This window comes from Acutalibacter muris, from assembly GCF_002201475.1.
In the GTDB taxonomy this organism is placed as follows: Bacteria; Bacillota; Clostridia; order Oscillospirales; family Acutalibacteraceae; genus Acutalibacter; species Acutalibacter muris.
Genome location: NZ_CP021422.1, coordinates 74,053 through 93,969 on the forward strand (window position 1 = coordinate 74,053; position 19,917 = coordinate 93,969).

The following is a 19,917-nucleotide window of genomic DNA, read 5'->3' on the forward strand; positions in this document are numbered from 1 at the left end:
ATCTGTTCTCCTTATGCTCAAAGATACTTTCTGCACCGCCATTCCAGCTCCCCGGTGCGCAGCCACTCTCTCAGAGTTGCAAGCCCCTCCTCATTACGCGGGCAAGGCAGCCACAGGTGCAGATAGGGTGAACCAGCGCTCCAGGCTTTTGTCCTCCCACAGCCACTGCCCGGATACAGTCTCGTGCTCCACACGGCTTCTCCCTTTGTCATTGTCCCCTTCTCCTTCTGGGCACCGGCGCGTGTCCCGCGCCCTGTCCTTCAAGCTCCTTTATCTTGTCCCTGAGATACGCCGCGTGCTCGAACTCCAAGAGCTTCGCCGCCGCCTTCATCTCCTTCTTGTACTTCTCTATGAGCTCCTGGCGCTCGGCGGGAGTGTAGTGCTTCTTTTTCTTCTTGCCGTCCTCCTTATGGGTGGAGATCTCAAGTATCTCCGCCACGTCCTTTGTAATGGTCTTGGGCACGATGCCGTGGTCCAGGTTATACTTTTCCTGTATGGCCCGCCTACGCTCGGTCTCGGTTATGGCGTATTCCATAGAGGGGGTGACCTGGTCGGCGTACATTATCACCTGGCCCTCGGCATTCCGGGCGGCGCGGCCGATGGTCTGGATAAGGCTGCGGCCGCTTCTCAGAAAGCCCTCCTTGTCGGCGTCCAGTATGGCGACAAGGGTGACCTCCGGCAGGTCCAGGCCCTCCCTCAGAAGGTTAATGCCCACCAGCACGTCGAACTCGCCCAGGCGAAGGTCGCGTATTATCTCCATGCGCTCCACGGTGTCTATATCGTGGTGCATATATCTCACCTTTATGCCGTAATTCTCAAGATAAGTTGTAAGGTCCTCGGCCATCTTCTTTGTGAGGGTGGTCACAAGCACCCGCTCGTGCTTCTCCACCCGCAGGTTTATCTCCGAGATAAGGTCGTCTATCTGGCCGTCCGTGGGCTTCACCGTCACCTTGGGGTCCAGAAGCCCCGTGGGCCTTATGACCTGCTCCACCACCTGGGCGGATTTGTCCAGTTCCAGGTCACCGGGAGTGGCGCTGACGAAGATGGCCTGGTTTATGTGGGAGTAGAACTCGTCGAAGTTCAGGGGCCTGTTGTCATAGGCCGAGGGCAGCCGGAAACCATAGTCCACCAGCATCTGCTTGCGGGCCCGGTCCCCGCCGTACATACCCCGCACCTGGGGCAGGGTCACGTGGCTCTCGTCCACAAAGAGCAGGTAGTCCTCGGGGAAGTAGTCCAGAAGGGTGAAGGGCGCGCTGCCCGGCTCGCGGCCCGAGAGCACCCGGGAGTAGTTCTCTATCCCCTTGCAGAACCCTATCTCAGAGAGCATCTCTATGTCGTGTCTTGTGCGCTGCTCGATGCGCTGGGCCTCTATCAGCTTGCCCTCGCTCTTGAAGCGGGCCGCCTGTTTCTCCATCTCGTCATAGATATTAGCTATAGCTGTCTCCATCTTTGTGCCCGGCACGATATAGTGGGAGGCCGGGTATATGCCTATATGCTTCAGTTCCCCGGTGACCTCGCCGGTAAGGGGTATGAACTCCCTTATTCGTTCTATCTCGTCCCCGAAGAACTCCACCCGCACGGCCTTCTCGCTGGACTCGGCGGGGAAGATCTCCACCACGTCCCCGCGGACCCGGAACTTGTTGCGGATAAAGTTCACATCATTGCGCTCATACTGGAGTTCCACAAGCTTTCTTAATAGGTCGTCCCGGTTCTTCTCCATCCCAGGGCGCAGGGATATCACCATGGTCCTGTAATCTATTGGGTCCCCAAGGCTGTATATGCAGCTGACCGAGGCCACGATTATCACGTCCCGGCGCTCGGAGAGGGCGCAGGTGGCGCTGTGGCGCAGCTTGTCTATCTCGTCGTTTATGGCGCTGTCCTTCTCTATATAGGTGTCCGTCTGCACGATATACGCCTCGGGCTGGTAGTAGTCATAGTAGGACACAAAGTATTCCACCGCGTTCTCCGGGAAAAACTCCCGGAACTCCGAGCAGAGCTGGGCGGCCAGGGTCTTGTTATGGGCCAGTATCAAAGTGGGGCGGTTGAGCCTTGCTATGACGTTTGCCATTGTAAAGGTCTTGCCCGAGCCGGTGACGCCCAAAAGAGTCTGCTCCTTTATTCCTGAGCTTACCCCCTTTACCAGCCGATCTATGGCCTCCGGCTGGTCGCCTGTGGGCTGAAATTTTGATGAAAGCTTAAAATCCATTGCGTGTCCCTCCCTCTACTCTAAGCCGGCCAGGCCGGTCTTCTCCAACTGGTCCGCCAGCTCTATGGTCCCGGCCAGCTCCATGCGCCGTTCCACCAAGCTGTCCTCTGACATAGTGCGGAGCAGGCCGCTTTCGAAAAATGAGAACTGGTCCCGTTCTGTCAGTATGATGTGGTCCCTTAGCCGGACCTGTATGCACCCAAGGGCCAGCTCCAGTTGTTTGGTAGTCAGTATATCCTGCTTGGAGGGCTGCACGCTTCCGCTGATGTGGTTGTGCGCCAGCAGAAAGCTGTCCGCGTCGTAGTCTATGCACAGCCGCACCAGCCTTCGCACATAAAGGGGCACAGCGCTGACAGCGCCCTCGCAGACGATTCCCTTGTATATGGCCCGCTTGCCGCTGTCCAGCAGGAGGACCCCTACGGCCTCCGTGCGGCGGCCAAGATACATGGGCAGGAACAGCTCCACCGCCGTCTGCTTGTCCGCCACTCTTTTAACGTCGTCTGTCTGTTCCTCAAGGCGGGCCCTGGCCAGCTCCAGCGTAAGGCGGAGATAACGGGCGGCGTTCTCGCCGGCGGCCGCAGCCAGCTCCCCTTCGGGCGCAGAGGCGATGTTTCCGAGACTTCCCCAGGTCCTCCACATGGACTGGGCGGCTTTTTCGGCCTGCTCCGGGGGCATAAGGTATTCCAGGGCCGCACGGAGAAGCTGCCTGCGGCGGACCTCATCTGGGCTGGGCTTTTTCTTTTTTGAAGCCATTAGAATAGGTCTCCTCTCGTAGTCTCTCTATCATAACAAACATATGTTTCTTTGTCAAGTGCCGAAGCATATTACAGACTAAATTATAAACTGAATAAGCGGCTAAAAGCAACCGATATTTTCACCATGAAAAATATCGGTAAAAATTGCATTCTACATCTTTATTTTTCCTGGGACCTATAGTATAATGATCCATACCATGCACCATATATAAAAGGAGTTGTACCTATGAAAACCTCTGGCCCTCTCAAGAATATCCGGCGCGCGCTGGCCCTTCTGCTGTGCTGCCTGCTGATCACCGGCTGCCTTGGCCTGTCCGCTGCCGCCGATGTCGGCGAGGCCCCCGCTGAAACGGCGGAGGAAGGCGGACTGGATAACTTTGCCGAGGATACCGGCGCTGTGGATACTGACGGCGCGGCCCTTGACGCCGGTTCCTCCACTGATGATGCTGATGAGCCGCCGGAGTGCGGCAATGTTTCGGTGATCTTTGACTTCGGCGATTTCGGCACGGTGACCCAAATCGCGGTCCCCGGCATGAAGCCCGAGAGCGTCCCGGATATCCCGGAGGAATATTCCTGGCAGGGCTATGTTGTCACCGGCTGGCTCAATGAGGCCGGAGAATTTGTTGACCCGATGGAGACAGACATTAACGGCGACACCGTGTATAAGGCCCAGCTCCAGCGCAGCGTCAGCGCCCTGATGAACACCGACGAGCATAAGGCGTATATCCACGGTATCACCGACGAGATATTCAACATACAAGGAAACCTGACCAGGGCCGAGGCCGCCACCCTGTTCAGCAACCTGCTGCGCCAAAAGGATTTCGACTATTCGGCGGACTTTACGGACGTTAAACCCACCGAATGGTTTGCGGAGTCCGTGGGGAGGGTGAACGCGTTAGGAATTGCCAGCGGCCGGGAGGACGGCAAATTCTCCCCCAGGGAGAATATTACCAGGGCCGAGTTTGTGAAAATGGCTGCCGCCTGTGACAGCCTTGTGGAGGCCGAATGTCCCTTTGCCGACGTGTCGGAAACCCACTGGGCCAGAGCGTATATTGCCTCTGCCTATGCCAAGGGTTGGATCAAGGGCGACGCTGGCGGCAAGTTCCGCCCATACGATAAGATTTCCCGGGCAGAGGCCGTTATTATCCTAAATAATATGCTGGGCCGCCAGCCTGACGGGGACATAGAGAACAAGCCCGGGACCCGGAGCTTCTGCGACGTGTTCCCGGAGCACTGGGCCTATGGAAATATCATAGAAGCGGCCACCGACCATGAATTTACCGCCACCGAGGAGGGCGGCGAGCAGTGGACGGACTATACCCGATATGAGGCCACGAAGAAGCGCGGCTGGATAAGCGGCGGCGGCAAGCGCTACTATATCGGCTCCAACGGCATGGCACTGCGTGGCGCACAGACCATCGGCGGTGTGAAGTATTGGTTTGACAGGACCGGGGCCGGGGCCACGGGCTTCTTCACCGAGGGGAAATGGAAGCGATACTATAAAAACGGCGAGCTGGTGGAGGATATATCGAATCTGGGCGTGGTAAAGGGTCCGTACTATATAAAGGTATATAAGCCCGCCAACTATCTGATAATATTCGCAAAGGAGGACTCCGGGAAATATAACATCCCCGTGCGCTCCATGCTGGTTTCCTGCGGAAACCCCACACCCACCGGCGACTACTATACCCCCGCCCGCTACCGCTGGCTGGAAATGGTGGGCGGCAGCTGGGCCCAGTGGTGCACACAGATATACGACAGCTATCTGTTCCACTCGGTGCCAAACGATCTGAGGAACAACTATACCATGTGGTCCGGCGAGTACAATAACCTGGGAACTACCCGGTCGCTGGGGTGCATACGCTTGAACTGTGAGGACGCAAAGTGGATATACGATAACTGCGCCCTGGGCACCCATGTGTTTATCTCTGCCACAGAGACCTCCGGGCCCCTGAAGAAGCCCGCCGGGCTGAAGATACCCTCCTGGCATACCTGGGATCCCACGGACCCCACGGCTAAGTATATGTGCGAGCGGCGCGGCTGCCACTGAGAGAAATATATGTAAAAGGAAAAGCTCCCCATATGGGGAGCTTTTCCTGTCATATCCACTTTGAGATATCCGTCACAAAGGCGTATGGGTTTATGCGCATCTCCATGAGCCCCACGGCCAGCAGGGCACGTGCGTCTATTATGTCTCCGATAAACAGCAGCTTCCCCCCTACTACAGCCAGCTGCATAAAGGGCGAGTGGGGGCCTACGGCGGTGTCGTCCATCTGGTGGCCCACGGTTAGCCGGTGAGCTAAAGCGCCCCTGGCGCATACCGAATGGGTGGGGTGCAGGCTGCGCTCAACTCCAGGCTGTTTCCAGAACACTGTGGGCAAAAGTCCTATGCAGGGCGGGGTGGAGCCGCTGTCGAACACCCTGTGTTCCCCGCTTACGTTCTCATAGGTCAGGGCGGGCATGAGCAGCGTGCCCTTTTCCCCCACGGATTCCTGCAACGCGTCTATGACCTCCTCCGGGGTGAGCTTTGTCCCGAGAGCTTTCATGGACGAGTGCACCAGCACAGCGTCGCCCTCTTTTACTCCCAGGGCCTTCAGGTCATGGAGAAGCTGATCCTTTTCTGTCATGGGTAAACTCCTTTCCCACCGCCGGCGGCAGATATGTTATATAGTGTTGTGATCACGAAAAAATGCTAACATTTTGCTAAAACCAAAGTCAATAGCAATTTGAATTTTTTTAAAATTTTTTGGGGCTGTTCAAATCCATGGTATCCATGCTATAATATTCCAAGCGGAAATACAGATAGGAGGACACCCAATGAACAGAAAAAAGGCAAAGTACACCTTGGGCCCCGTGGGCGGGCTTGTGCTGCTGATAGTCCTGTTCCTGCTCTCCAGCCGGATAAACCTGGGCGGCGCGCCGGAGGGAGTAGACTCAGTTCCCCTGCCGGAGGGCGGTACAGCGGAACCGCTGCAGGTCTACTTCCTGGACGTGGGCCAGGGGGACAGCGAGCTCATACGCCTCCCCGGAGAGACCGGCTACTTCAATATGCTGATAGACACCGGCGAGTACAAGTATGCCGACGGGCTTACGGATTATTTAAAGGGTCTGGGCATAGAACGCCTGGACGCGCTGGTTTGCACCCACCCACACACGGACCATATGGGCTGCATGGCGCGGATAGTCCAGCGCTTTGAGATAGGGGCCATATATATGCCCCTGATGCCCGAGGACAAGGCCCCCACCACCGCCGCCTATGAGAAGCTTCTGGACGCGGTCCTGGACAAGGGGCTGACCATAAACCAGCTGCACGAGGACGCCATAATCGAGTCGCCTCCCGGCTCACAGTTCCAGGTCATGTCTCCCAGGGTGGACGCGGACTGGGAGGGGGCCAACAACTATTCGGCAGTGATACGCTTAGTGTACGGCCAGAGCTCCTTCCTGTTCACCGGCGACGCGGAGGAGGAGAGCGAGGAGATAATCCTGGAGGACGGATATATGCTGCGCTCGGACGTACTTAAATGCGGGCACCACGGCTCGTCGACCTCCACCTCCGACGAGTTTCTGGAGGCCGTTGACCCTCTTTACGCAGTCATAAGCTGTGAGGCCGGCAACCGCTACGGCCACCCACACCGGGAGACCGTAAAGAAGCTGGAGGATAAAAATATAACCACCTACCGCACGGACAGGGACGGCACAATACTGGCCGAGAGCACCGGCGGCAGCATAGACTTCACCACGGGCCTTGACTCTGTGAAGGGGAGGGAGGACTGAACTATGCCCACTGAATTTCAGCGAAACTTCGACAGGCAGGCAGAGGGCTATGACCTGGCCCGCCCGGAGTACCCGCCGGAGCTCTACAGTGATATTTTCGCCTACTGTCCTATAGACGAGAGCAGCCGGGTACTGGAGATAGGCCTTGGTACAGGGAAGGCTTCGGGGCCGGTGCTGGAGACGGGGTGCAGCCTTACGGGCCTTGAGCCGGGCGGGAACCTCGGGGACCTTGCCAAAAAGCGGCTGGGGGGATATGAGAACCTGGACCTGCGGGGGCTGACCCTTCAGGACTATGACTGCCCGGATAATGCCTTTGATCTAGTGTACGCCGCCACGGCTTTCCACTGGATACCAGAGGAGTATGGCTATAGGCGGGTATATGACCTGCTGCGCCCGGGCGGCACCTTTGCCCGCTTCGCCTATCATGCCGGGCCCGACAGGGGGCGGCGGGAGCTTACCGGGGAGGTATACGAGCTCTACCGGCGGCACATGAACGGCGGCAAGGGGGAGTACAGGCCGCTGACGCGTTCCGACAGCGGCAGGCTTCTGGCTGTCCCCCAAAAGTACGGATTTACCGATGCAAGGTTTCATCTGTACGAATTCACAAAGGACTTTACCGCCGGAGAGTATATGGGCCTTCTGCGCACCTATCCTGACCATATGTCCCTTGAGCCCCAGAGCCGCGAGGGTCTGTTTCATGGGATATACGACGCTATAGAGCGCCACGGCGGCGTGATGACCGTGTACTATACAGTGGACCTGGAGTTGGCGAGGAAGCCCGCAGGCCAATAATTTAAATCAATAAGTAAAGGAGCCAAAACCATGCTGACCGAAAAGAAAAAGGAATTTCTCCAGTTCATGCTCTCCGCGCAGGTGCTGCGCTTCGGGGAGTTTGTCACCAAGTCCGGGCGGAACACACAGTATTTTGTCAATACCGGTATGTACCGTACCGGAGCCCAGCTCTCAAGGCTTGGGGAGTATTACGCCGGAATGGTGGCTGATACCGTTGGCGGGGAGTTTGACGCAATGTTCGGGCCCGCCTATAAGGGCATACCCCTGGCGGCGGCCTGTGCCTGTGCCCTTTGGACTGGGCACCATATAGACAAGCCCTACTTTTATAACCGCAAGGAGGTAAAGGACCACGGCGAGGGCGGCAGCACCGTTGGATATAAGCCAAAGGACGGCGACCGTGTGATAATCATCGAGGACGTTATAACTGCCGGGACCGCCGTGCGGGAGAGTATGTCCCTCCTCAGGGCCTGCGGGGAGATAAGCGTACCCCATATATTCATAAGCGTGGACCGCTGCGAGGTGGGCCAGACTCCGGGCAGGACCGCCATTATGGAGGTGGAGGAGGAGTTCGGCGCAAAGGTCCACCCCATCGTCAACGTTGTGGACGTGTACGACTACCTGAGGGAAAACGGCGACCCGGCCCTCTGCAAGGCCATGGAGGGCTATATGGACCGCTACTGCATACTGCCGTAAGAATATGCCAAGATTCTTTGTTGACGACATACCCGCAGGCCGGTACATACTCTCCGGCGAAGCCGGGCGGCACGGGGCGAAGGTCCTGCGGCTGAGGCCCGGCGAAGCCGTCACCCTCTGCGACGGCAGGGGGACGGACTTCCCCTGCACCGTTCGGGAGAATATGGGGGACAGCCTCCTGCTGGACGTAGGGGCGGGGACTCCCAGCCGGGGCGAGCCCAGGACAAAAGTGACCGTCTGCCAGTGCCTGCCAAAGGGGGACAAGCTGGAGACGGTGGCGCAGAAGGCCGTGGAGCTGGGGGCGTATGAGATATGGCCCGTAGAGAGCCGGTACTGCGTCGCAAAATGGGACCAAAAGTCCCGGGAGAAGAAGCTTTCGCGCCTGCAAAGGATAGCCCTTGAGGCCGCCATGCAGAGCGGCAGGGGCGTTGTCCCGAAGGTCCTGGAGCCGGCCGGCCTGAGAAGGGCCCTTGAGACGGCCCAGAGCGCCGGAGATATACTTTTCTTTTATGAGAGGGCTGCGAGGGGACTTCGCTCCTGCCTGAGAGGCATAGGGGACAGACTGTTCCTGTTCGTCGGCCCGGAGGGAGGCTTCTCAGAGGAGGAGGCGGCCCTGGCCGGGGAACTGGGGGCAAGGATAGCGAGCCTTGGACCCAGGATACTGAGAACGGAGACCGCGCCCATAACGGCGCTTTCCGCCGTATTCTATGAGAAGGGGGACATGGAGCCGTGAGGGAGAACGTGCTCGTCACCGGGGCCTCCGGCGGCATAGGGCGGGCCATAGCCCTGGCCTTTGGGGCGAGGGACTGCAAGGTGGTCCTGCACTATAATTCTAACCGGGAGTCCGTCATTGGGACGGCAGGACTTATTGCGGACAGGGGAGGGAGCGCCGAAGTGTTCCAGGCGGATCTGACAGTAGAATCCCAGGTCGAGCAGATCTTTACCGAAGGTGAAAAGGCTTTCGGGCCGGTGACGGTGCTGGTGAATAACGCCGGTATCTCCTGGCAGGGCTTGTTTACCGACATGACCCTTTCGGACTGGCAGAGGGTGATGGACGTGAACCTTACCTCCATGTTCCTCTGCTGCCGCCGGGCCCTGGGGCCCATGATACGCAGGAAGGCCGGGTGCATAATAAATATCAGCTCCATGTGGGGCCAGCAGGGCGCGGCCTGCGAGGCGGCCTACTCAGCCTCGAAAGCCGCCGTCATCGGGCTGACCCAGGCGCTGGCCCGGGAGGAGGGGCCCTCGGGCATAAGGGTAAACTGTATCGCCCCGGGGGTGATAGACACGCCCATGAACGGACGTCTCTCCCCGGAGGATATGGAGGCGTTGAGGGACGACACTCCCCTTATGCGCATAGGCTCCCCGGAGGAGGTGGCAAAGGCGGCGGTGTTCCTCTGGGAAAACAGCTTTATCACCGGGCAGACCCTGGGGGTGAACGGTGGGTTTGTGATGTGAGCGGCCCCGGCCATAGGCCCTGCCGTCCCGCAGAAATGTCTTGACTATGGAGAGCTTTTGAGGTAAAATATAGGTAAATTCCCGAAATCGAACAGAAACAAACGGAAAGGGACGATACAGCATGACAGAGTTTGAGAGATGGCTCGCCCAGGACCTGGACGACAGGGACCTTACCGCCGAGCTGGAGTCCGTCAAGGATAAGCCCGAGGAGATAAACGACCGCTTTTACCGGGACCTGGAATTCGGCACCGGGGGTCTAAGGGGCGTTATCGGCGCGGGCACCAATCGCATGAACGTCTACACCGTGCGCAAGGCCACCCAGGGCATGGCAAACTACCTTTTAAAACACGCAGACGGCAAACCCCAGTCCGTAGCCATTGCCCACGACAGCCGGATTAAGGGCGTGGCCTTCGCACAGCAGTCCGCGGCGGTGCTGGCTGCCAACGGCATAAAGGCGTACCTCTATCCCCAGCTGATGCCCACACCGGCCCTGAGCTTCGCCGTGCGGCACCTGAAGTGCGACGCTGGCATCTGTGTCACCGCCAGCCATAACCCCGCCAAGTACAACGGCTATAAGGCCTATGGCTCCGACGGCTGCCAGGTGACGGCGGACATGGCAGACGGCATTATGAACGAGATAAACTCCCTGGACATCTTCGCGGACGTGAAGAAGCTGGATTTCCAGGAGGGCATAGACAAGGGACTTATAGAGTATATCGGCGAGGAGACCGTGGACGCGTTTATCGACAGCGTCTATGCTGAGAATCTGAAGGTGGACGCGTCAAATCTGGAGCTGGTCTATACTCCCCTCAACGGCAGCGGATTGATGTGCGTTAAGCGCATACTTGACAGGATAGGCGTGAAGGACGTGACGGTGGTTCCCGAGCAGGAGAACCCGGACGGAAACTTCCCCACCTGCCCTTACCCGAACCCGGAAATCCGGGAAGCGCTGCAGAAGGGCCTTGAACTCTGCGAAAAGGTACAGCCGGACCTGCTCCTGGCCACAGACCCCGACTGCGACCGGGTGGGCATAGCCGTGAACCAGAAGGGCGAGTATGTGCTCATGACCGGCAACGAGGTGGGCATAATGCTCCTGGACTTTATTGCCCGAGTGAAGAAGGAGCAGGGAAAGCTGCCCGCCCATCCCGTGGCCGTGACCACCATCGTCAGCACCGACATGGTGGACCCCATTGCCAAGGAGTACGGCGTGGAGCTTAGAAGGTGCCTTACCGGCTTCAAGTATATCGGCGACATTATAGCTGAGCTTGAGGAGAAGGAGGGCAGCGCCGACAGCTATCTCCTGGGCTTTGAGGAGAGCTATGGATACCTCTCCGGCGGCTATGTGCGCGATAAAGACGCTGTGGACGGCAGTATGCTCATCTGCCAGATGGCGGCCTACTATAAGGGCAAAGGTATGACACTGGTGGAGGCCATGAACGCCCTTTACGAGAAGTACGGCTACTATAAGAACGACCTGATGAACTTCGGTTTCGAGGGCGAGGACGGCATGAAAACCATGAACGGCATCATGGATAAGCTTCGCAACGACCCGCCCGCTGAGATTGCCGGTACGAAGGTAACGGGCCGCAGCGACTATAAGACCTCCCAGTCCTATGGGGACAAGGAGGGTGTGATAGACCTGCCAAAGTCCAACGTGCTGGAGTACCGCCTGGAGGACGGCTGCAAGCTTATCGTGCGCCCCTCGGGCACCGAGCCGAAGATAAAGATATACCTCTCCGGCAAGGGCGCCACCCGCGCGGACAGTGAAGCTGTCATACAGAAGATGAAGGACGCCGTGCCGGCTCTGCTGGGCATCTGAGAACGGCATATAAAAAGGGCTCTCCCGCCTGGGAGGGCTCTTTTCTTATTCCTCAACCTTTACGATATCCAGCGCAGAGTCCAGCAGCATATTGATAAGCTCGTTGCGGGAACGGTTAGTCTTTTCGGCCAGAGCGTCCAGGCGCTCGATGGTCTCGTCCTTCATGCGCACCGACACTATTTTATGCCCGTCGTCGCCCCGGCGCGGCCGCTTTTTTGTTATCTTTATCTCCTCCGGCATAGAAATCACCTCTAAGGGTTATTGTACCTTGACAGGGAGGTTTTATCTATGGTATACTTATATAGTCTTAATACACTATATATTTATAGTTAAACTTAAAGCGGAGATGAACGCGCGCATGGAAACCCTAAAAAAGCTGCTGCCTATCCTATTCATGATACTGGTCCTGCTGGCCATGGTCCTGTACGGCGGCGACGGAGGCCCAGCCTGCATTTCTTTCGGGACCTATACATAAAAAGAAACCCGCCGGGAAGCCCCGGCGGGCGTTTTCTCAATTTTCTGCGGTCAATAGCCGCTGGTCTGCTATCTGTGCCGGGGCACGTTGAAAAGGTTGGACGAGGATGCCTTATATATGGCCATCGGCCTAAAGAGGCCGATGGCTTCGTCCTCCGTCTTTTTCTTGTGGCCATAGGCCAGCCAAAACCCCAGCGCGGCAATGCCCACGATCCCCAGGAAAACTCCCAGGCAGCCGAGAAGGGTCAAAAGCATATTCATATTCGCCCAAACCTCCTTAAGGGCCAGTTTTTCTTACCGTATCCTCCTCTGCATAGCGTCCACAGAGCTGGTGGCCTTGTAATGAGCCATCTGCTCCATCACACCTATGGCCTTGTCCTCGCCCTTCCTCCTCCGGCCAAACACGAGCCAGAGTACCGCCGCGCCCGCGCCTATTACGGCGAGCACGATCAGGACGCCTAAAATAAACGAACCGATGCTAAACATACGTCTGGCCTCCTTTGACTTGTATTTTATTTATATTTTCAGCGGAATTTTCTGGGCAGGGTCGGGCGAACGGCGTTTAAAAAGGCCGTTGTCTCAAAGAGCTTGTCGTTCTTCTTTTGGTCTGCTTTCTTTCCGCCAAATGCCCAGTGCATAAGCAGCCCGCCCACGATGAAAAGAACGACAGTGCCAAGCGCCATTAAAACGAAGTATACCAAATCAGAATTCCACTCATACAACATATTCCATAGATCACTGAAGATATTCAACATATAACAGACCTCCTTAATTGTATGCAGGCGTGTTTATTTATCCTCCAACGCTTTCAACTGGCTGTCTGCTCGGCCCATTTTTGAGCCCTCCCTTTCTGTTATCTATGCTAATTATACCCTGGTTTTCCACAAAATTCAATGGCAATATTGCACAAATATTGGACCTATTTTTCAATGCTCCGGCCCACCACAGGCGCGGCCAGATACCTGTTGAAGATGGGCAGCAGGGGCCCGGTGCCGAAGGCCATAATCAGCGAGCCGATGCCTATAGCCGCCCCGCAGGCGAAGCCCGTTCCCACGCAGATAACGTCTGTCAGGATGCGCCACCAGCGGAAGGGTATCCTCGTGCGCTCGGGCACAAGATAGCTTATGCAGTCATAGGGCGCCATGCCCAGGTCGCAGGTCACGTAGAAGGAGCAGCCAATAAGCTGCATCAGGACCCCCAGCACCGTCAGCAGCACCCGTGGGATTATTCCCAGCTCTTCTGCGGGGGGCAGGACGTTCGTAAGCAGACCGCTCATAATGTCCGCAGAAAAGCCCACCAGCAGCATATTGCCTATGGTGCCTATCCCAAGCTTCGATCGGTCCACAAAGACGATGACCACCAAAAGTATGGCGTTGAATATGGCCTGCCAGAGCCCGAAGCTCAGCCCCAGCTTGGAGCTAACCCCCAGGTTCAGGGTAGAGAAGGGGTCCGAGCCCATGGCCGCGTGCATGAAGAAGCCCACCCCCATGCCCATTATTATCACGGCCAGCAGCATTATCAACGTGCGCTTTATCATGTGCCGGCCCTTAAAGCGCTCAAAAAAGCTCTCCATCGGCTCAGCCCTCCGTCTCAAAGAGTATGCCCAGGGTGTTGGGCCCACAGTGGCTGGCGATGGTGCAGCTGGCATGGGTGGCGTGTATCTCCTTAAAATCCATGGTGGAGCGTATGGTCTCCCGCACCAGGTCCTCCAGCTCTGGCTCTATGCTGGAATATGTGATGAAGATATGGTCCCTTTTTATGTTCGGGTACTGGGCCAGCTTGTCCTTAACGTAGCTCACCAGGACCTTCCGAAGGCCCCCACGATACTTTTTGCCCACGTGCATACTGCCGTCGGTATTGTCCACCTCTATGCAGGGCTTAAGGCTGAGAAGATTTGCGCTGACCGCCGCCACGGTGGAACAGCGCCCCCCTGCCCGCATAAAGTCCAGGGTGTCCAGAAGGAAGCTTGCGTGGACATTGCCCCGGTTCTGCTCCAGCCTTTTTGCTATCTCGGCGGCGGGGAGCCCGGCAGCTATCATGTCCCCGGCATCTATCACCTGTAGGGCTATGGCCGTGGACAGGTTGAAGCTGTCTATAGGGTACACCTTGCCCGGGGCCCCGGACTCCGCCAACTCCGCCGCCGCAAGAACGCAGTTCTTGTGGGCGCTGGAGATGGCCCCGCCCAGGTTCAGATGTATCACGTCGTACCCTTCCTTTACCCAGCCCTTGAAGTAGTCCACGTACTCCCCGATGTTTATGGCCGCCGTCCTGGGCAGGGCCTTGCGGTCGTAGTAGGCGGCGAATATCTGCTTTACGGTGATATCCACGTTGTCCTGATAGTCCTTTTCGTCCAGGATAATGTGGAAGGGATAATAGCTGACGTTATAGCGGGCCTTCAGCTCCTCCCCCAGGTCGCAGGTGCTGTCCGCGCTTAAAATGATTTTATTTGCCACAGTATACCTCTCTTATAATTCCAGCTCTGCCAGCTGCTTGAAATTGTCCCTTAACGCCGGGTACAGCCCGGTGTAGACCTTATAGAGCTTCTCATATTTTTCGGCGTTCTCCTTAATCGGCTCCTGGGGCGGGTTGACCTTTATGAGCCGGGCACAGGCCTCCTGCACCGAGGGGTACAGCCCCGCGCCCACTCCGGCTAAGACAGCCGCGCCCAGGGCCGGGCCCTCTTTTGACTTGACCGTCTGCACCGGGCAGTCGTACACGTCCGCCAGCATCTGCCGCCAAAGCGGCGAGGTCCCCCCACCGCCGCAGGCGAGCATCTGGCTTGCCGTTATGCCCATCTCGCGAAGGACCTCCAGGCTGTCCCTCTGGGAGTAGGCCACGCCTTCCATGACGGCCCGCAAAAGGTCGCTTCTCACGTGCATGGCCGACAGGCCGAAGAACACCCCCCGGCAGTCCGGATCCAGGTGCGGGGTGCGCTCCCCCATCAGGTATGGCAGGTAGAAAAGCTTATTGCAGCCCACCGGCGAGAGCTCCGCCTGGTGGTCCAAAAGCACGTATGGGTCGATGGAGAGACCCTGGGCCGAGACTATCTCAGAGTAGCAGAAGTTGTCCCTAAACCATTTGAGCGAAAGCCCCGCCCCCTGGGTTACGCCCATCACGTGCCAGGCCCCGGGCACCGCGCAGCAGAAGGTGTGCACCCTGCCCCTGGGGTCGATGGAGAGCTTGTCCGTGTGGGCGAACACCACGCCGGAGGTGCCAAGGGTGGTGAAGGCCATGCCGTCCGTCACCACGCCCGTGCCCACGGCCGCGGCCGCGTTGTCCCCGGCGCCGCCCACCACGGGGGTGCCCGGGCGCAGGCCGGTCATCTGCGCGGCCCCCTGGGTCACGGTCCCGGTGACCTCCGGGGACTCGTAGACCTTGCCCAGAAGCTTCGGGTCTATGTCCAGCTTTGTGAGCACCTCGTCGCTCCAGCGGCGGTTCGGCACATCCAAAAGCTGCATACCCGAGGCGTCCGACACCTCTGTGGCGAACTCCCCGGTGAGCATATAGCGCACATAGTCCTTTGGGAGAAGTATATGGGCGCATTTTTTATAAATATCCGGCTCGTTCTCTCGGACCCAGAGGAGCTTGGCGGCGGTAAAGCCCGTAAGCGCCGGGTTCGCGGTTATCTCGATGAGCCGCTCACGGCCCACCTTTTCGGTTATTTCGCCGCACTGCCTGCCGCTGCGCTGGTCGCACCAGATGATGGAGCGGCGCAGCACGTTGCCCTCCTTGCCCAACATCACAAGGCCGTGCATCTGCCCGGAGAGCCCCACGCCCTTGATATCTGCCGGATCCACCCGGCTTTTTCGTATTACCTGCTCTATAGTGGCCGCCGCAGCCCTCCACCAGTCCCCGGGCTCCTGCTCGGCCCAGCCGTTCTCCGGCTGATACAGGGGGTATTCCACCGTGGCGCTGGCAATCACACTGCACTCCCGGTCGAAAAGCACGGTCTTTGTGCCGCTGGTGCCCAGATCCACGCCTATGATATATTCCATCCGAAACATCTCCTTTATAATTCTAAGGTAAAATCCAATTATAATAATGTACCATTTTTTGAGGGATGTCAAGGCCCAGTTTGGGCTTGCGCAAAAAATATGTTTGTGCTATATTATAAAAGATGAAAGGGAAGGAGTGTAGAGCATGAAAATATATGACGCCGTAGTTATCGGCGCCGGGGTCGCGGGCTGCGCGGTGGCAAGGGAACTCTCGCGGTATAAGGGCAGCTTCCTAGTAGTGGAGCGGGCTTTGGACGTCTGCGAGGGCACCAGCAAGGCAAATTCCGCCATTATCCATGCCGGGTTCGACGCGGAGCCTGGGACGATGAAGGCGAGGATGAACGTAAAAGGGAATAAGATGATGGACAAGCTCTCTGAGGAGATGGATATCCCCTTCAAGCGCATAGGGGCCCTGGTGGTCTGTCTCAGCGAGGACGGCCTTCCGCGTTTAAGAGAGCTTTATGATAGGGGTATAGAAAACGGCGTGGGGGGCCTGTCGCTGTTAAGCGGGGACGAGGCCCGGGTCCTGGAGCCCAATCTTACCGACGAGGTCTGCGGGGCATTGCTGGCAGAGACCTCCGGCATTGTCTGCCCCTTCGAGCTGACCCTGGGCCTTGGGGAGAGCGCGGCCAAAAACGGCGTGGAGTTCCGCTTTGACACGAAGGTCGCCGGCCTTAAGCGGGAGGGCGGCTGCTGGACAGCTGCCACCGATAAGGGCGACCTCCTGGCCAGAACCGTTGTGAACGCCGCCGGGGTCTACGCCGGGGAGCTGCACAATATGGCCTGTGAAAGCAAGCTGCGCATCACCCCCCGCAAGGGCGAATACTGTCTTTTGGACAGGACTGCCGGGGGGCACGTGTCCCATACGGTGTTCCAGCTGCCCGGTAAGCTTGGCAAGGGTGTGCTTGTAAGCCCCACCGTCCACGGCAACCTTCTTGTGGGCCCCACCGCCGCCGACGTGGAGGACCCTGAGACCGCCGCCACTACCGCCGAAGGGTTAAGGGAGGTGGCGGAGAAATCCGCCTGGGCGGTGAAAAATGTGCCCATGCGGCAGGTGATAACCTCCTTTATGGGCCTTCGCGCCCACGAGGACGGCGACGACTTTATTCTGGGCGAATCGGCCGAGGGCTTCTTCGACGCGGCGGGGATAGAGTCTCCGGGCCTTACCAGCGCCCCGGCCATCGGAGAGTACCTTGCCCGGCTCATAGCGGAGAAGCTGGGATTGCCGGTCAACGATAGCTTTGACCCTATACGGAAAGGTGTGCCAAAGGTCGCGGATATGCCTACAGAGGAGCGGGCGGAGCTTATCAGGAGGGACCCCCGCTATGGCAGTATCATCTGCCGCTGTGAGGAGGTCTCCGAGGGAGAGATACTGGACGCTGTGCACGGAGTGCTGGGGGCGAAGACCCTGGACGGCGTGAAGCGCCGCACCCGGGCAGGTATGGGCCGGTGCCAGGCCGGGTTCTGCTCGCCAAGGGTCATGGAGATACTCTCCCGAGAGCTCTCCCTGGACCTGACGGATATCAGGAAGTCCGGCAAAGATTCGCAGATAGTGCTGGGCAGGACCCGGAAGGAGGGCGAATAAGTTGGAGCGTGACATAGTCATAATCGGCGGGGGCCCCGCGGGGCTGGCCGCCGCCATAGCCGCCAAGGAGGCGGGGGCCAAGGATATACTCATACTGGAGCGGGAAAAGGAGCTGGGGGGCATACTCAACCAGTGCATACACAACGGCTTCGGCCTGCATACCTTCAAAGAGGAGCTTACCGGCCCCGAGTACGCCGCAAGATATATAGTGAAGGTGAAGGAACTGGGCGTCCCTTACCTTCTGAGCACTACAGTTGTGGATTTGCAGCAGGAGGGCGGCGGGATAACCGTTACCTCCGTCAGCCGTAAAGACGGACTGCTGCAGACCCGGGCCAAGGCTGTGGTGCTGGCTATGGGCTGCCGGGAGCGTCCAAGGGGCGCCTTGAACATACCCGGTACCCGGCCGGCGGGCATATTCTCGGCGGGCACGGCCCAGCGGCTTGTGAACCTGGAGGGCTATATGCCCGGAAAGCGTGTAGTAATTCTTGGCAGCGGCGACATCGGGCTCATAATGGCAAGGCGTATGACCCTTGAGGGGGCGAAGGTGCTCTGCGTGGCGGAGCTCCAGCCCTATTCCGGCGGGCTCAAGCGCAACATCGTCCAGTGCCTTGACGACTATGGGATACCCCTGAAGCTCAGCCATACTGTCGTTGATATCCGGGGCAAGGAGCGGGTAACCGGCGTTACCATTGCCAGGGTGGGGGACGATTTAAAGCCAATCCCAGGCACCGAGGAGGACTACGACTGCGACACGCTGCTGCTCTCGGTGGGCCTCTTGCCCGAAAATGAGCTGTCCCGGGCCGTGGGAGTAGATTTGGCCCCGGTCACCGGCGGGCCTATAGTCAACGAGAGCCTTGAGACAAATATCCCCGGGGTCTTCGCCTGCGGGAACGTGCTGCACGTACACGACCTAGTGGACTACGTGTCACAGGAGGCCGCGGGGGCGGGCAGGAACGCCGCCAGGTATGTCTTGGGCGGGTGGGCCCCAAGGGGCGCGGGCATACCCCTTGTCCCGGCGGGAGCGGTGCGGTACACTGTGCCCTGCACCATAGATCCCGCCCGAAGAGACGGAGATACGGTGATCCGCTTCAGGGTGGGCAGGAACATGAGAAGGGCCCTTGTCACCCTGAAGGCCGGGGAGAAAGAGCTCATAAGAAAGAAGCGCCCGGTGATGGCCCCCGGCGAGATGGAGCAGCTGACAGTAAAAAAAGAGTGGCTTACAGGCTCTGAGGAGAACCTTACCCTGGAGGCCCGGGAGGAGGAATAACCTTGCCAATAGTCGAACTTACCTGCATAAGCTGCCCCCTGGGCTGCCCCTTAAAGGTGGAGACGGATAATGAGGGTAAAGTGCTCTCGGTCACCGGCAACACCTGCAAACGGGGCGAGGACTACGGCAGGAGAGAGGTCACCGCCCCCACGAGGACCGTCACCTCTACGGTACGGCTCAAAGGCGGCACGGGCCCGGTGGTCTCCGTGCGCACAAGGCAGGACGTGCCCAAAAGCAAGATATTCGCCGTTATGGAGGAGATACGCAGGACTGTGGTAACCGCCCCCGTGCATATCGGCGATGTGGTTATCCCCAACATAGCCGGCACCGGCGTGGACCTTATCGCCACCGCAGACAGGGAGGGGATATAATTGCTCAGGGAAAACATAACCACGCTGATGTTCGACCTGGACGGCACACTGCTGCCTATGGACCTGGAGAGCTTTACAGACACCTATTTCGGGCTACTGGCTCAAAAGGCCGCGCCCTATGGCTATGAACCAAAGACCCTTGTTGCCGCTGTCTGGAGGGGCACCAAGGCCATGATAGCAAACGACGGCGCCTGCCCCAACGACCAGCGCTTCTGGGAGACCTTCGCCGGGGAGCTTGGCGAGCAGATACTGGACCTGCGCCCGGTATTCGATAAGTTTTACGCCGAGGAGTTCAACGGCGCGAAAACAGCCACCCGGGAGAATCCTCTGGCCAAAAGGACCGTGGACGCGGCAAAAAGCGCCGGTTACACGGTGGTGCTGGCCACAAACCCCATGTTCCCCGCCGTGGCCGTAGCCACAAGGCTTGGCTGGCTGGGGCTTACGCCCGGGGACTTCTCCCTTGTGACCAGCTATGAGAACTGCTCCTACTGCAAGCCCAGCCCTTTCTACTATACCCAGATACTGGAACGTATGGGAAAGCGCCCGGAGGAGTGCCTGATGACAGGCAACGACGTGCGCGAGGACGCGCTGGCTGCGGGAAAGGCGGGGCTTTCGGCATATCTTATCACCGACTGTCTGGAGAATGCCCATAACGATGATATCAGTGCAATACCTCACGGCAGTTTTACGGACTTCATGAAATTCGCCGGGCTGGAATAAAGCCGGCC

Annotated in this window: 22 protein-coding genes; 11 read left to right on the forward strand and 11 right to left on the reverse strand. The window is 58.4% G+C overall.

Features of this window, described 5'->3' with window-relative positions:
- Positions 1–17 precede the first annotated feature (17 nt).
- The 3 genes from ADH66_RS19730 to ADH66_RS00330 are packed head-to-tail and all read right to left on the reverse strand — an operon-like array spanning position 18 to position 2,959.
- Entirely contained in the window at positions 18–212 is a 195-nt protein-coding gene (locus tag ADH66_RS19730; protein WP_084384340.1) for a hypothetical protein, read from the reverse strand.
- The gene (gene uvrB / locus ADH66_RS00325; protein WP_066537158.1) at positions 209–2,206 is read right to left on the reverse strand and encodes an excinuclease ABC subunit UvrB; all 1,998 of its coding nucleotides are present in this window, start codon (positions 2,204–2,206) and stop codon (positions 209–211) included. Before uvrB ends, ADH66_RS19730 begins: the two co-directional genes overlap by 4 nt.
- Before the next feature lie 15 nt (positions 2,207–2,221).
- Positions 2,222–2,959, reverse strand: a complete 738-nt coding sequence (locus ADH66_RS00330) for a JAB domain-containing protein (protein ID WP_066537155.1) — start codon at positions 2,957–2,959, stop codon at positions 2,222–2,224.
- 228 nt (positions 2,960–3,187) lie between these two features.
- Between ADH66_RS00330 and ADH66_RS00335 the strand changes: the two genes are divergently transcribed.
- The gene (locus ADH66_RS00335; RefSeq protein WP_066537153.1) at positions 3,188–5,011 is read left to right on the forward strand and encodes an S-layer homology domain-containing protein; all 1,824 of its coding nucleotides are present in this window, start codon (positions 3,188–3,190) and stop codon (positions 5,009–5,011) included.
- Positions 5,012–5,060: 49 nt separating this feature from the next.
- Here ADH66_RS00335 and ADH66_RS00340 read toward each other — a convergent pair whose 3' ends face one another.
- A complete protein-coding gene (locus tag ADH66_RS00340; RefSeq protein WP_066537151.1) occupies positions 5,061–5,588 on the reverse strand; it encodes an AAC(3) family N-acetyltransferase in 528 nt (175 codons plus the stop codon).
- A gap of 190 nt (positions 5,589–5,778) precedes the next feature.
- On the opposite strand from ADH66_RS00340, the gene ADH66_RS00345 reads away from it, so the two are divergent.
- The 6 genes from ADH66_RS00345 (at position 5,779) to ADH66_RS00370 (ending at position 11,497) form a co-directional block, all read left to right on the forward strand.
- Positions 5,779–6,735, forward strand: a complete 957-nt coding sequence (locus tag ADH66_RS00345; protein WP_066537150.1) for a ComEC/Rec2 family competence protein — start codon at positions 5,779–5,781, stop codon at positions 6,733–6,735.
- Between the two features lie 3 nt (positions 6,736–6,738).
- Positions 6,739–7,527, forward strand: coding sequence for a class I SAM-dependent methyltransferase (locus ADH66_RS00350; RefSeq protein ID WP_066537140.1), 789 nt, complete (start codon positions 6,739–6,741; stop codon positions 7,525–7,527).
- 30 nt (positions 7,528–7,557) lie between these two features.
- On the forward strand, positions 7,558–8,220 hold the full coding sequence (gene pyrE, locus ADH66_RS00355) for an orotate phosphoribosyltransferase (protein ID WP_066537138.1): 663 nt from the start codon (positions 7,558–7,560) through the stop codon (positions 8,218–8,220).
- A 4-nt stretch (positions 8,221–8,224) separates the two neighbouring features.
- Positions 8,225–8,953: an RsmE family RNA methyltransferase gene (locus ADH66_RS00360; RefSeq protein WP_066537136.1), complete on the forward strand. Its 729-nt coding sequence runs from the start codon at positions 8,225–8,227 to the stop codon at positions 8,951–8,953.
- The gene (gene ymfI, locus ADH66_RS00365) at positions 8,950–9,678 is read left to right on the forward strand and encodes an elongation factor P 5-aminopentanone reductase (protein ID WP_066537135.1); all 729 of its coding nucleotides are present in this window, start codon (positions 8,950–8,952) and stop codon (positions 9,676–9,678) included. Before ADH66_RS00360 ends, ymfI begins: the two co-directional genes overlap by 4 nt.
- Before the next feature lie 121 nt (positions 9,679–9,799).
- Positions 9,800–11,497 carry a phospho-sugar mutase gene (locus ADH66_RS00370; RefSeq protein ID WP_066537133.1) on the forward strand — a complete coding sequence of 566 codons (1,698 nt, stop codon included), beginning with the start codon at positions 9,800–9,802 and terminating at the stop codon, positions 11,495–11,497.
- A 45-nt stretch (positions 11,498–11,542) separates the two neighbouring features.
- Here the strand turns inward: ADH66_RS00370 and ADH66_RS00375 are convergent, their stop codons facing one another.
- The 7 genes from ADH66_RS00375 to xylB all read right to left on the reverse strand — a co-directional run bounded on the left by ADH66_RS00375 (position 11,543) and on the right by xylB (position 15,966).
- Complete coding sequence (locus ADH66_RS00375; protein ID WP_066537130.1) at positions 11,543–11,737, reverse strand: ribbon-helix-helix protein, CopG family; 195 nt, start codon at positions 11,735–11,737, stop codon at positions 11,543–11,545.
- A 303-nt stretch (positions 11,738–12,040) separates the two neighbouring features.
- Positions 12,041–12,232: a hypothetical protein gene (locus ADH66_RS00385; protein ID WP_066537124.1), complete on the reverse strand. Its 192-nt coding sequence runs from the start codon at positions 12,230–12,232 to the stop codon at positions 12,041–12,043.
- Between the two features lie 33 nt (positions 12,233–12,265).
- Positions 12,266–12,457 carry a hypothetical protein gene (locus tag ADH66_RS00390; RefSeq protein ID WP_066537122.1) on the reverse strand — a complete coding sequence of 64 codons (192 nt, stop codon included), beginning with the start codon at positions 12,455–12,457 and terminating at the stop codon, positions 12,266–12,268.
- A gap of 38 nt (positions 12,458–12,495) precedes the next feature.
- Positions 12,496–12,726 carry a hypothetical protein gene (locus ADH66_RS00395; protein WP_066537121.1) on the reverse strand — a complete coding sequence of 77 codons (231 nt, stop codon included), beginning with the start codon at positions 12,724–12,726 and terminating at the stop codon, positions 12,496–12,498.
- A 164-nt stretch (positions 12,727–12,890) separates the two neighbouring features.
- Positions 12,891–13,544, reverse strand: coding sequence for a YczE/YyaS/YitT family protein (locus ADH66_RS00400; protein WP_084384339.1), 654 nt, complete (start codon positions 13,542–13,544; stop codon positions 12,891–12,893).
- 4 nt (positions 13,545–13,548) lie between these two features.
- Positions 13,549–14,424 (reverse strand): DegV family protein, encoded by an 876-nt coding sequence (locus ADH66_RS00405; RefSeq protein ID WP_084384338.1) that lies wholly within the window; start codon positions 14,422–14,424, stop codon positions 13,549–13,551.
- A 12-nt stretch (positions 14,425–14,436) separates the two neighbouring features.
- Positions 14,437–15,966 (reverse strand): xylulokinase, encoded by a 1,530-nt coding sequence (gene xylB / locus ADH66_RS00410; RefSeq protein ID WP_066537120.1) that lies wholly within the window; start codon positions 15,964–15,966, stop codon positions 14,437–14,439.
- Positions 15,967–16,117: 151 nt separating this feature from the next.
- Between xylB and ADH66_RS00415 the strand changes: the two genes are divergently transcribed.
- The 4 genes from ADH66_RS00415 to ADH66_RS00430 are packed head-to-tail and all read left to right on the forward strand — an operon-like array spanning position 16,118 to position 19,909.
- Complete coding sequence (locus ADH66_RS00415) at positions 16,118–17,551, forward strand: NAD(P)/FAD-dependent oxidoreductase (protein ID WP_407922940.1); 1,434 nt, start codon at positions 16,118–16,120, stop codon at positions 17,549–17,551.
- A gap of 1 nt (position 17,552) precedes the next feature.
- Entirely contained in the window at positions 17,553–18,818 is a 1,266-nt protein-coding gene (locus ADH66_RS00420) for an NAD(P)/FAD-dependent oxidoreductase (protein ID WP_066537118.1), read from the forward strand.
- A gap of 2 nt (positions 18,819–18,820) precedes the next feature.
- Entirely contained in the window at positions 18,821–19,189 is a 369-nt protein-coding gene (locus tag ADH66_RS00425; RefSeq protein ID WP_066537117.1) for a DUF1667 domain-containing protein, read from the forward strand.
- The gene (locus tag ADH66_RS00430; protein WP_084384337.1) at positions 19,190–19,909 is read left to right on the forward strand and encodes an HAD family hydrolase; all 720 of its coding nucleotides are present in this window, start codon (positions 19,190–19,192) and stop codon (positions 19,907–19,909) included. It abuts the gene before it with no gap.
- Positions 19,910–19,917: the final 8 nt, after the last annotated feature.

Bases quoted from the DNA above. Each gene is read 5' to 3' on its own strand.
- ADH66_RS00375 (WP_066537130.1), bottom strand. From the start codon at position 11,737: ATGCCGGAGGAGATAAAGATAACAAAAAAGCGGCCGCGCCGGGGCGAC.
- ADH66_RS00330 (WP_066537155.1), bottom strand. From the start codon at position 2,959: ATGGCTTCAAAAAAGAAAAAGCCCAGCCCAGATGAGGTCCGCCGCAGG.
- uvrB (WP_066537158.1), bottom strand. From the start codon at position 2,206: ATGGATTTTAAGCTTTCATCAAAATTTCAGCCCACAGGCGACCAGCCG.
- ADH66_RS00335 (WP_066537153.1), top strand. From the start codon at position 3,188: ATGAAAACCTCTGGCCCTCTCAAGAATATCCGGCGCGCGCTGGCCCTT.
- ADH66_RS00345 (WP_066537150.1), top strand. From the start codon at position 5,779: ATGAACAGAAAAAAGGCAAAGTACACCTTGGGCCCCGTGGGCGGGCTT.
- ADH66_RS00340 (WP_066537151.1), bottom strand. From the start codon at position 5,588: ATGACAGAAAAGGATCAGCTTCTCCATGACCTGAAGGCCCTGGGAGTA.
- xylB (WP_066537120.1), bottom strand. From the start codon at position 15,966: ATGGAATATATCATAGGCGTGGATCTGGGCACCAGCGGCACAAAGACC.
- ADH66_RS00390 (WP_066537122.1), bottom strand. From the start codon at position 12,457: ATGTTTAGCATCGGTTCGTTTATTTTAGGCGTCCTGATCGTGCTCGCC.
- ADH66_RS19730 (WP_084384340.1), bottom strand. From the start codon at position 212: ATGACAAAGGGAGAAGCCGTGTGGAGCACGAGACTGTATCCGGGCAGT.
- ADH66_RS00395 (WP_066537121.1), bottom strand. From the start codon at position 12,726: ATGTTGAATATCTTCAGTGATCTATGGAATATGTTGTATGAGTGGAAT.
- ADH66_RS00400 (WP_084384339.1), bottom strand. From the start codon at position 13,544: ATGGAGAGCTTTTTTGAGCGCTTTAAGGGCCGGCACATGATAAAGCGC.
- ADH66_RS00370 (WP_066537133.1), top strand. From the start codon at position 9,800: ATGACAGAGTTTGAGAGATGGCTCGCCCAGGACCTGGACGACAGGGAC.
- ADH66_RS00385 (WP_066537124.1), bottom strand. From the start codon at position 12,232: ATGAATATGCTTTTGACCCTTCTCGGCTGCCTGGGAGTTTTCCTGGGG.
- ADH66_RS00360 (WP_066537136.1), top strand. From the start codon at position 8,225: ATGCCAAGATTCTTTGTTGACGACATACCCGCAGGCCGGTACATACTC.
- pyrE (WP_066537138.1), top strand. From the start codon at position 7,558: ATGCTGACCGAAAAGAAAAAGGAATTTCTCCAGTTCATGCTCTCCGCG.
- ADH66_RS00350 (WP_066537140.1), top strand. From the start codon at position 6,739: ATGCCCACTGAATTTCAGCGAAACTTCGACAGGCAGGCAGAGGGCTAT.